The organism is Prochlorococcus sp. ALOHA_ZT_50 (assembly GCF_022447305.1).
In the GTDB taxonomy this organism is placed as follows: domain Bacteria; phylum Cyanobacteriota; class Cyanobacteriia; order PCC-6307; family Cyanobiaceae; genus Prochlorococcus_A.
The window spans coordinates 22,619-34,434 of record NZ_JAKVCI010000019.1; the positions used below are offsets into that span (position 1 = coordinate 22,619).

At 32.6% G+C, this 11,816-nt stretch carries 9 protein-coding genes; 6 read left to right on the forward strand and 3 right to left on the reverse strand.

Annotated features, from left to right (window positions below; translation table 11 throughout):
• Positions 1–176 precede the first annotated feature (176 nt).
• Positions 177–1,196: an RpoD/SigA family RNA polymerase sigma factor gene (locus tag MK115_RS06335; protein ID WP_011377332.1), complete on the forward strand. Its 1,020-nt coding sequence runs from the start codon at positions 177–179 to the stop codon at positions 1,194–1,196.
• A gap of 5 nt (positions 1,197–1,201) precedes the next feature.
• Entirely contained in the window at positions 1,202–1,843 is a 642-nt protein-coding gene (locus MK115_RS06340; protein ID WP_287610344.1) for a diacylglycerol/polyprenol kinase family protein, read from the forward strand.
• Here the strand turns inward: MK115_RS06340 and MK115_RS06345 are convergent.
• Complete coding sequence (locus MK115_RS06345; protein WP_287610345.1) at positions 1,836–2,903, reverse strand: 3-deoxy-7-phosphoheptulonate synthase; 1,068 nt, start codon at positions 2,901–2,903, stop codon at positions 1,836–1,838. The genes MK115_RS06340 and MK115_RS06345 overlap by 8 nt on opposite strands.
• Positions 2,904–3,000: 97 nt before the next feature.
• On the opposite strand from MK115_RS06345, the gene acnB reads away from it, so the two are divergent.
• Complete coding sequence (gene acnB, locus MK115_RS06350) at positions 3,001–5,574, forward strand: bifunctional aconitate hydratase 2/2-methylisocitrate dehydratase (protein ID WP_287610347.1); 2,574 nt, start codon at positions 3,001–3,003, stop codon at positions 5,572–5,574.
• Positions 5,575–5,583: 9 nt separating this feature from the next.
• On the forward strand, positions 5,584–6,942 hold the full coding sequence (locus tag MK115_RS06355) for a ClC family H(+)/Cl(-) exchange transporter (RefSeq protein ID WP_287610349.1): 1,359 nt from the start codon (positions 5,584–5,586) through the stop codon (positions 6,940–6,942).
• A 10-nt stretch (positions 6,943–6,952) separates the two neighbouring features.
• On the opposite strand, the gene purU is transcribed toward MK115_RS06355, so the two are convergent.
• Positions 6,953–7,807, reverse strand: coding sequence for a formyltetrahydrofolate deformylase (purU, locus tag MK115_RS06360; protein ID WP_287610350.1), 855 nt, complete (start codon positions 7,805–7,807; stop codon positions 6,953–6,955).
• Positions 7,808–7,855: 48 nt separating this feature from the next.
• Here purU and MK115_RS06365 point away from each other — a divergent pair, with 48 nt between their 5' ends.
• A complete protein-coding gene (locus tag MK115_RS06365; RefSeq protein ID WP_287610352.1) occupies positions 7,856–8,938 on the forward strand; it encodes an NAD(P)/FAD-dependent oxidoreductase in 1,083 nt (360 codons plus the stop codon).
• Here MK115_RS06365 and dnaK read toward each other — a convergent pair.
• Positions 8,935–10,842, reverse strand: coding sequence for a molecular chaperone DnaK (gene dnaK, locus MK115_RS06370; protein ID WP_287610355.1), 1,908 nt, complete (start codon positions 10,840–10,842; stop codon positions 8,935–8,937). The genes MK115_RS06365 and dnaK overlap by 4 nt on opposite strands.
• A gap of 115 nt (positions 10,843–10,957) precedes the next feature.
• On the opposite strand from dnaK, the gene MK115_RS06375 reads away from it, so the two are divergent.
• A partial coding sequence (locus tag MK115_RS06375) for a shikimate dehydrogenase (protein WP_287610354.1) occupies positions 10,958–11,816 on the forward strand: 859 nt, incomplete at its 3' end.

Consider the following 11,816-nt stretch of genomic DNA (forward strand, 5'->3'; position numbering starts at 1 on the left):
ATACTTAATATTTTAAATTTTTTTTATTTTTTATAAAATCATCTCATATCAATGGATTTCAAGAAATAAGCTTTAAAAAAAAAATTTTTGTCTTTAAAATTTCAACGTAAAAGTAGTTTTTATTTCAATTTCAGTGCTAGCTTTTTAAAAAATCCATTATTTAGGAGGCCAGGGTGATGGGGATCCCTCTGGAATCTGCGAAAAGCTCTTCAGATAATAATTTTGATGAGCCAAGATTACCAAACACTGCGGGCAAGTCTCGCAAATCGAAATCCAGTCTTACGGCAAAACAAAGCCAAAAAAAATCTGGCAGACTCGCTTCAGATTCTATTGGCTATTACTTAAGTAGCATTGGAAGAGTACCTCTTTTGACTCCAGCAGAGGAAATAGAGTTAGCTCATCATGTTCAGAACATGAAAAAGTTGCTACAAATTCCTGAAACTGATAGAACGCAACGAAATCTTTATCAAATTAAGATTGGCAAAAGAGCAAGAGATAGAATGATGGCAGCTAATCTAAGGCTTGTTGTCTCAGTTGCAAAAAAATACCAAAACCAAGGGCTTGAATTATTAGATCTTGTCCAGGAAGGAGCTATTGGCCTTGAAAGAGCTGTAGATAAATTTGATCCTGCTATGGGATATAAATTCTCAACTTATGCTTACTGGTGGATTAGGCAAGGAATGACAAGGGCTATTGATAACAGTGCAAGAACAATCCGTTTGCCTATTCACATAAGTGAAAAACTATCCAAAATGAGAAGAGTCTCTAGAGAATTATCACATAAATTTGGCAGACAACCTACAAGATTGGAAATGGCAACTGAGATGGGAATTGATCAAAAAGATTTAGAAGATTTAATTTCTCAAAGTGCTCCTTGCGCCTCCCTAGATGCACATGCAAGAGGGGAAGAAGACAGAAGTACTCTTGGTGAACTCATACCTGATCCAAACTGTGAAGAGCCTATGGAGGGTATGGATAGAACTATTCAAAAAGAGCATTTAGGAACTTGGCTTTCTCAATTAAATGAAAGAGAGCAAAAAATCATGAAGCTCAGATTTGGGCTAGATGGTGAAGAACCATTAACACTCGCAGAAATAGGAAGACAAATTAATGTTTCACGAGAAAGAGTAAGGCAACTAGAAGCTAAAGCAATATTAAAACTTAGAGTAATGACAACTCATCAAAAAGCAGCTTAACCAAATTGATAAAATTTACTGTAATTTTATTATATTTATTTTCAATTTTTTTAATATCAATAGTTTTTAAAAAATATAATGAAGATAGCAGAGAAATCGTCAGAAAAATAATACATATTGGAATAGGACCTTTAATACCAATTGCTCAATTTTTAAAAATTAATCAAAACTCTGCTCTAATTTTTACAGGAATTGTTTCATTAATGGTTTTCATCAATTACAACTATAAATTATTTCCAACAATTGAGGATGTTGAGAGAAAAAGTTATGGGACATTATTTTATTGTCTAAGTTTATTTATTTTGATTTATCTTTTCTGGGATAAAGATCCATATGCACTAATTAGTGGATTTTTCATAATGACTTTTGGTGATGGATTAGCTGGATTAATAGGAAAAAGCTTTAACTCAAAGAGTTGGATTTTTTTTAAACAAAAAAAATCTTTATATGGAACCATAACAATGTTTTTAACAAGTTTGATAGTAGTTTGCTCAATAGGATACTCTCAACAAAATAGTCTAAATTTAAATTATTTTACAATAGCTTTTATTGCGACTTTGCTCGAACAATTTAGTGTTCTAGGAATAGATAATTTCATTGTTCCAATCTCTTCAGCATTATTTTTTAATTTTTTAATAACTAGCTAAGTGAATCGTATAAAATAGCGATTAATTCTTTTGTTGTTTCTATATCTATACATGCATCTGTAATGCTTCTGCCAAACTGGAGATCTTCTTTTTTTAAAAGTTTTTGATTTCCTTCCTTCAAATGACTTTCAAGCATAACTCCTAAAATATTTTTTTCACCATTACTAATTTGAGAAGCTACATTTTTTAGCACTTCCGACTGTTTTCGGAAATCTTTATTGGAATTTCCATGACTACAATCAATCATCACTTTATGGGGAAGATTACACTGCCTCAATTCTGCTGAAATTCTTTGTACATGATCACTTTCGAAATTTGGGCCTTTTGAACCGCCCCTTAAAACTATATGTCCATCTGGATTTCCTGTAGTATTAACTATAGAAGCCATTCCATTTTCATTTACACCTAAGAAGTGATGGGATTTTGAAGCTGACTGCATTGCATTAATTGCAGTAGTAAAAGAACCATCCGTTCCATTTTTAAAGCCTATAGGCATTGATAATCCTGATGCCATTTCTCTATGAGTTTGACTTTCTGTAGTCCGCGCACCTATGGCTGTCCAACTTATTAAATCGGCAATGTATTGAGGAACAATTGGATCTAGTAATTCTGTAGCAGAAGGTATGCCACGAGTTGCTAAATATGAAAGCAAACTTCTTGCCCTTCTTAAACCAGTATTAATATCATAAGAATCATCTAGATGAGGATCATTTATCAATCCCTTCCAACCAATAGTTGTTCTTGGTTTTTCAAAATATACTCTCATAATTATTTCTAATTTATCTTTATACATTTCTCGGAATTTTTGAATATATTTTGAATATTCCTTTGCCGCCTCAAGATCATGAATTGAACATGGACCCACAATGACTAAAAGCTTCTGATCATTATGATGCAAAATATTTTGTATCGATCTTCTTGTTTTAGATACTGTATTAGCAGAGGCGTGATCTAAAGGTATATCATTATGTAATCTGCTTGGAGGTATTAATGGACGTGTTTCAACAACATGTAAATCTGATGTCTTTTCTAAAGCTGAATTATTTGATGATGTCGTCATTGATTAATTAAGAAGTTTGAATATTTAAAAAAGCATTTATGAATACTCTCCTTTTCAATATTAAAAATAACAATAGATTAGGCATTAAACCTTACTAATGAAGAATTTGGAAACATTGCTAAAAGATTATGCAGATCACGTAGCTGAAAGAGCTACCAAAGGTATACCTCCTTTACCTTTAAATGCTGAACAAACAAATTGTATTACAAAATTATTAGAACAAGATAGTACTTACGATTCATCTTATTTACTTGATTTACTAATAAATAGAGTACCCCCAGGAGTTGATGAGGCTGCTTACGTAAAAGCAAGCTGGCTTACGGCTATTGTTAATTCCGAAAAATATTGCAAATCAATTAATCCCGAAAAAGCAATTGAAATACTAGGAACAATGATAGGCGGATACAATGTAAATTCTTTGGTTGAAATACTTAAAGGAGAAAATAGTTTACTCGCAAAAAAAGCGGCAGAAGTTTTAAAAAATATTATTCTTGTTTACGACTCGGCTAATGAAATTTATGAATTATCTCAAAATAATATTTATGCAAAAGAAGTTGTAAATAGTTGGGCAAATGCAGAATGGTTCAAAAATAAAAAAGTTCTGGAGAAAGAGATTACTTGTTTAGTATTTAAAGTTGACGGTGAGACAAACACAGACGACTTATCTCCAGCTGTACATGCAACAACACGCCCGGATATTCCGATGCATGCATTAGCTATGTTGGAATTTAAAAAACCTGATGGACTAAAGATTCTTGATAATTTAAAAAAACAAAATTTACCAATAGCTTATGTTGGAGATGTTGTTGGAACAGGGAGTTCTAGAAAATCTGCTATTAATTCACTCATTTGGCATATAGGAGAAGATATCGCTTTTGTTCCCAACAAAAAAACAGGTGGAATAATAATTGGCAGCAAAATAGCCCCAATTTTCTTCAATACTGCACAAGATTCAGGAGCTTTACCTATAGAAGCTGACGTATCTCAAATGAAAACAGGAGATGTTATTAAAATATATCCCTATAAAGGCATTATTAAAAAAATTGAAAAAGATTCAAATACTGAAGAATTAATAAGCAAATTCGAGTTGTATCCATCAACTCTTACTGATGAAATTCAAGCTGGCGGAAGAATTAATCTTATGATTGGAAGATCTCTTACGGACAAAATTAGAAACAAATTAGATTATCAACCAAGTGAAATATTTACTAGACCACAAAATCCAACCGAAAGTAGTGCCGGATTTACTCAAGCTCAAAAAATAGTAGGCAAAGCATGCGGTTTAGATGGAGTTAGGCCAGGAATGACCTGTGAGCCAATTATGACCACAGTTGGTAGTCAAGATACTACTGGGCCAATGACTAGAGATGAACTAAAAGAACTAGCTTGTTTAGGATTTACTGCAGATTTAGTGATGCAAAGTTTTTGTCATACAGCTGCATATCCTAAACCAGTAGATCTAGTTACCCATAAAGAATTACCTGATTTTATATCTCAAAGAGGTGGAGTAGCTCTTAAGCCTGGAGACGGCATAATTCATAGCTGGCTTAACAGAATGCTTCTCCCTGATACTGTTGGCACAGGTGGAGATAGTCATACAAGATTTCCTCTTGGCATTTCATTTCCTGGAGGCTCAGGCATTGTTGCATTTGCCGCTGCAATAGGATCAATGCCATTAAATATGCCGGAATCTGTGCTGGTTAAATTTAAGGGAGAATTATTACCAGGAATTACTCTTAGAGATTTAGTTAATGCAATCCCTCTCTTCGCAATTAAAAAAGGACTCTTAACTGTTGAGAAAGAAAATAAGAAAAATATATTCAACGGGAAAATTATGGAAATTGAGGGATTACCAAACCTAAAACTTGAACAAGCTTTTGAACTTACTGATGCTACTGCAGAACGCTCATGCGCTGGTAGCACAATACTTTTATCCCAAGAAACTGTTCAAGAATATTTAAAAAGCAATATTTGCCTGCTAGAAAAAATGATCGAGAGCAATTATGAAGATTCAAAATCGATTTCAAGAAGAATAAATGATATGAAAAATTGGTTAAAAAAACCATCATTAATTCAACCAGATTCAAACGCTCAGTATGAAGAAATCATTGAAATTGATTTAGCAAAAGTAACACAACCTATAGTTGCTTGCCCTAATGATCCAGATAATGTAAAAGAAATCACTGATGTTGCAAATACAAATATTGACGAGGTTTTTATAGGTTCTTGCATGACAAATATTGGTCATTACAGGGCAGCTGCAAAAGTTCTTGAAGGAGTACAAAATTTAAAAGCTAAATTATGGATTTGTCCACCAACAAAAATGGATGAAGAAACTCTAAAAGCTGAAGGCTACTATAAAATATTTGAAGATTGTGGTGCAAGATTAGAGTTGCCAGGCTGTTCTTTATGTATGGGAAATCAAGCCAGAGTAGATGAAGGTTCTGTAGTATTTTCTACTAGTACAAGAAATTTTGACAATAGACTTGGCAAGAATGCGCAAGTATTTTTAGGGAGTGCAGAATTGGCAGCAGTTTGTGCACTGCTTGGAAAAATACCTGAAATAGAAGAATATCAGGATATTACTAAAAATAAAATTAATCCATATTCAGATGAACTTTATCGCTATCTTCAATTTGATGAAATACACGATTTCAGCTTGACAAAGTAATCATGGACTATGCCAAACTTTATAAAAGATAATATTCAAAAAACAAGTAATAATTCTTCTCGTAGCATCAAAAAATTATTAAAACAAAGATCTCTAGTCGTTGCATTTTCGCTCTTATTAACAGGTCTAGGGGCTTCAATTACAAGCATATCTTTTAAAACTGGAATCTATTTTATTAATAATTGGAGATTAGCATTATTAGACCAATTCCCATCTATTGCGGTCTTACCTATTTTTGGAGCTCTAGGAGGAGCTATTGCAGGATATTTGATCAAAAATATAGCACCTGCTGCAAAAGGTTCAGGTGTGAGTCAAATCATGGGTTTCTTAAGACATAAAAAAGTTCCAATGAATTTAAAAGTAGGATTAGTAAAGCTCATATCAGGAATTATTGCGATTGGTAGTGGATTCCCTTTGGGTCCAGAAGGTCCATCAGTTCAAATGGGAGGATCCGTAGCTTGGCAAATGGCCAAGTGGCTCAAAGCTCCTACAGCTTTCAGAAGAGTAATAGTAGCAGCAGGTGGTGGTGCTGGAATAGCTGCAGTATTTAGCGCTCCATTAGGAGGGTTTATCTATGCAATAGAGGAGTTATTAAACTCTGCTAGACCAGTAATTTTATTATTAGTAGTAATTACAACTTTTATTGCAGATTCATCTGCTGATATTATTCAAGCCTTGGGTTTAGATCCTAAAGCAGGAGGCTTTGATTTTAACCTCGGATTTTTGATTCAAAAAGAATATGACCCATCAGTTTTTTTCTTACCTGTAGATTTTATTTACTTAGTTTTACTAGGAATAATTATTGGAATATTTGCAGAATTGTACAGCAGATATGTTTTGTTAATGCAAAATCTTGGGAAAAAGTGGTATAAAAATAAATTTGTTTTAAAAATGAGTATCTGTGGACTTATTTTAGGAAGTATCTATTCTTGTTTACCCAGTACATTTCATAATTTAGATGAATTACAGAAAATAATAGCTGAACAAAATACAAGTATTGGAATTGCTTTATTAGCAGTTTTAGTATTATTTATCACGACAGGTTTAGCTGCAGCATCTGGAGCTCCTGGAGGATTGTTCTATCCAATGCTTACTTTAGGAGGGTCAATCGGACTAATAATGGGGAGCTGGGTGGAAATTGCGACAGGACATGCACCAAGTACATACATTTTTGCGGGAATGGGAGCTTTCGTAGCAGGATGTTCGCGAACACCAATAACAGCAATGTTTTTAGCTTTTGCTTTAACAAAAAATTTATTAATAATGAAACCTGTGTTAATCAGCTGCATTGCCAGTTTCTTGATAGCAAGAGCTTTTAATGAAGAATCAATTTATGAAAGACAAATACAAATAGAATTAGAAGACTAAGAAACTATCTTCAATCAAAAACAGCAGTTTTGCTGTTATAGACAAATACTTGATGATTTAGATGTAATCTAACTGCTCTTGCTAAAGCTATTCTTTCAATATCTCTTCCTTTTCTAATCAAATCATCAACTTCATCCCTATGACTTACATTAACTGTGCATTGCTCTATTATCGGGCCTTCATCAAGATCTTCAGTAACATAGTGAGCAGTAGCACCGATTAATTTAACACCTCTCTTCCATGCTCGATGATATGGTTGCCCGCCCTTAAATGCAGGTAAGAAAGAATGATGAATATTTATTATTGAAGAAAACTTTTTTAAAAAAGAGTCACTCAAAATTTGCATATATTTGGCTAATACAACAAGATCAATTTCATATTCTTTTAGTAAATTTAAAAATTGATCTTCAACAATAGATTTATCAGTTTTAAAGGTATCAATATGAACAAATTTTGCATTAAAGTCATTTGCAATATTTTCAAGATCAGAATGATTTGAAATTATTAACGGGACTTTCATTTTGAGTTCTCCATTTCTTACTCGCCAAAGTAAATCAATCAAACAATGATTTTGTTTACTCACGAAAATAGCAACATTTGGAATTTCATCAGAATAATTTACGTTAAATTTTCCATTTACTTCATCTGCAATTTTTTCAAATTCTTTATAAATTTCATCCCTATTAAAAGATTCATTGTTACTATTCCATTCAATTCGACTAAGAAACAAACCTGCATCTTGATCTGTATGATGATCAGAATGTTTTATGTTGCCACCGTAATTTGAAATCCAACTTGTAAGTAAACTTACAAGGCCAGGACGATCGGGACAAACAATTTTGAATATAATTGAAGGATGTTCCAAAAAATCTTTAACTATTAAGTCAAATAAGCAAGTATATCTAATATATCAATGAAAAGCTTAAAAGAAAATTTTCAAAAAGCACACATAGTTATTATTGGATCAGGGATTATTGGAAAATTTAACGCCTTAGAATTATCAGAATTAGGTTTCCAGGTAACGATAATAGATCCAACTCAACTCCAAAATAGTAGCAATGCAGCTTTAGGCTTACTAATGGGTAATATGTATCAAAAAAGAAGAGGTAGAAGCTGGGATCTCAGGAAACAAAGCATTGAATTATGGCCACAATGGATTACATTCCTGCAAAAATTTAATTGTGAATTAAATATCGAAAAACCATTAATACAACTAACTACAGATGAAGAAAAGTTTAAAAAATTAGAGAAATTTGTTTATGAAAATAATGATCAAAACTTGCGAATTTTAGAAAGAGACTCAATATTTATCAAGAATATTAATAAAGCCTTCCAAGCAACAAATATAAAAGGAATGATCTCCTTCAAAGATGGAAGAATAAATCCTTTTTCTTTACTTCAAACATTAGATAAATATCTAAAACATAAAAAAGTAAATTATTTACAAGGAGAAATAATAAAAATAAGAAAATCAAACAATCAATGGATTTCTACAACAAGGAATAATGAAAACATCAAATCTGACATGGTTATTTTGTGTAATTCACTAAAAGCGATTGATTTAATAGATAGCCTATCTCACAACATCAAATTAAAACCTGTTTTAGGTCAAGCTATGGAAATTGATGTAAATGATGCAGAAGTTGATTTATTATCGCTGCCAAAACAATTCAATATAAATGGTAAAAATATAATTCCAAAATCAAAAAATAAGCTAATTATTGGATCAACTGACGAATATAGTACTAAGCCAGAAGAAAATACATTCGAAAAACTCACAAATTTTCTCGATAAAAAACCAAATTGGCTGATGAAAGGAAAAATTTCTAAAAAATGGTACGGAATAAGGTCAAGACCAGATGGTGAGCCTTCACCAATAATGAAAAATCTTGAAGATGGACTAATTATATGTACAGGTTTTTATAAAAATGGGATTTTACTGGCTCCCGCTTGTTCTAAATGGGTTGCTAATGAAATTAAAAATTACCTTTACTAATCTTTTGTTTCAGTAAAGTCTGCATCAATTACATCATCTCCACCTTTTTCATTTGAATCACTCTGATCAGGACCGCCTGCTGCGCCAGGTGATGGTGGCTGATTGCCTGGTTGCTGATAAACAGATGAACCAACTGCATAAAGTTCTTGCTGGAGTTCTTCAAGAAGTTTTTTCATTGATTCATAATCTTCTTTTGAAGTTGCTTCTTTTAAAGCATTACTTTTTTCTTCAACTTTAGACTTTGCTGCAGCATCAATTTTATCTCCTAACTCACCAAGTTGCTTTTCTGTCTGGTAGACAAGTGTTTCAGCTTGATTTTTTAAATCAATTTTTTCTCTTTTTTCTTTATCTGCAGATGCATTTGATTCAGCATCTTTTACCATTTTTTCTACTTCATTATCAGATAGAGTAGAAGCACCAGTGATAGAAATACTTTGCTCTTTACCACTTCCTTTATCTTTAGCAGTAACACTAAGAATACCATTTGCATCAATATCAAATGTAACTTCAATTTGCGGAACACCTCTTGGTGCTGAAGGTATACCATCCAATCTAAAAGTTCCTAAGCTTTTGTTATCAGAAGCCATTTCTCTTTCACCCTGTAAAACGTGTATTTCAACATTTGTTTGACCGTCTACAGCAGTTGAATATGTTTCAGATTTCTTCGTAGGTACTGTAGTATTTCGATTTATCATTTTTGTCATTACTCCCCCTAAAGTCTCTACACCTAAAGAAAGTGGAGTAACGTCAAGCAACAATATATCTTTAACCTCTCCTGCTAAAACTCCTCCCTGAATTGCAGCTCCAACAGCTACTACCTCATCAGGATTAACAGTTTGATTTGGTTCTTTACCAATTATTTTTTTAACTAAATCTAAAACAGCAGGTATTCTAGATGAGCCTCCAACCATAACAACTTCATCAATTTCACTAGTAGAAATTTTTGCATCACTTATAGCTCTCTCAACTGGGGTCTTACACCTATCAATTAAAGAAGCTGCTAATTCCTCGAACTTTGCTCTAGTAAGGTTCAAATCCAAATGTTTTGGTCCTTCAGGCGTCGCTGTAATAAAAGGTAAATTTATTTCACTTTGCGTAGCATTTGAGAGCTCTATTTTTGCTTTTTCTGCAGCTTCAGTCAATCTTTGCAAAGCTTGCTTATCTTGTCTGAGATCAATTCCCTCATTTGATTTAAAAGTATTAGCTAAGTGATCTACGATGCATCTATCAAAATCATCACCACCTAAATGTGTATCTCCAGATGTAGATAGAACTTCAGTTACTCCATCACCAGCTTCAATAACTGAGACATCAAATGTTCCTCCCCCTAAATCAAAAACAAGAATTTTTTCATTTTCTTTATCCAAACCATATGCTAAAGCCGCAGCAGTTGGTTCATTAACAATTCTGAGGACTTCTAAACCTGCAATCTTTCCAGCATCTTTAGTAGCCTGTCTTTGTGAATCATTAAAATAAGCTGGAACTGTAATTACAGCTTGTGTAACTTTTTCACCAAGGTATTTACCCGCATCATCTGCTAACTTTCTTAAAACTTGAGAACTTACCTCTTCAGGAGAAAACTGCTTATCCAAAATAGGACATTTTAATTTGACACTAGAACCAGATTTTTCAACAGAATAACTAACTTCTTTAGATTCTTCATTAACTTCATCAACTCTTCTACCAACAAAACGTTTTGCAGAATAAAAAGTATTTTCAGGGTTCATTACAGCTTGTCTTTTTGCTATTTGTCCAACAAGCTGATCTTGATTTTTTGTATATGCAACAACTGATGGAGTAGTTCTGAAACCCTCAGCATTTGCTATTACAGTAGGTTTACCACCTTCCATTACAGCGACACAACTATTAGTTGTTCCTAAATCAATTCCTACAACCTTACCCATGGGTAAATTCTTTATATTTGTTATTCTCCATAATCGGTCATTGACGTCATTATTGTTACTCAAAGATGGGGTGTGGTTCCCGAACAGATCATTATTTTAAAGAAAAATTCTAAACATGATTTCAAGTAAGACATCTTTTATAGCATTAATCGGCAATCCAGTAAGCCATTCATTGTCACCGATTATGCAAAATGCTGCATTCCAATATTTAGGCCTAGATTTAATTTATATTGCTATACCTTGCAAAGATGAAGATCTAGAATTAGTTCTGAATTCTTTGAAAAAAATTAATTGCAAAGGTTTAAATATTACAATTCCCCATAAAGAAAAAGTATTTAACCTATGTAGTGAAATTTCGCCTATTGCAAGCAAACTGAAAGCCATTAATACCCTGAAATTAAATTCTGAAAAAGAATGGAGCGCAACTAATACTGATTTAGAAGGATTTATTTATCCATTAAAAAATTTAAACTTAGCAAAGAAAAAATCAATAGTTCTTGGCTCCGGGGGTGCAGCAAGATCTGTTATTCAAGGTTTAATAAATTTAAATCTTTCAAAAATTTCAGTAATATCACGTAACAAATCATCACTAGATGAATTAATAAAAAACTTTGAAAATCAAATTGAACTTCAGAGCTTCTTAAGTAACGATAATCAAGCTCAAAATTTAATTGAAGAAGCAGATTTAGTTGTAAATACAACACCAGTAGGAATGAAAACAGCCAAAAATGAAATGAATTTATTGCCATATGGTGAGTCTTTTTGGAGATCTCTTAACTCAAAAACAATTGTTTATGATTTAATCTACAATCCTGCCCCAACTTATCTATTAAAATTTAGCGCCAATAAGGGATGCATGACTATCGATGGTTTGCAAATGCTTGTTGCTCAAGGATTGAAATCATTATCATTTTGGACAAATGGCTTAGAAGTACCTTTTCATATTATGAATGATGCACTCAAAAATCATCTTT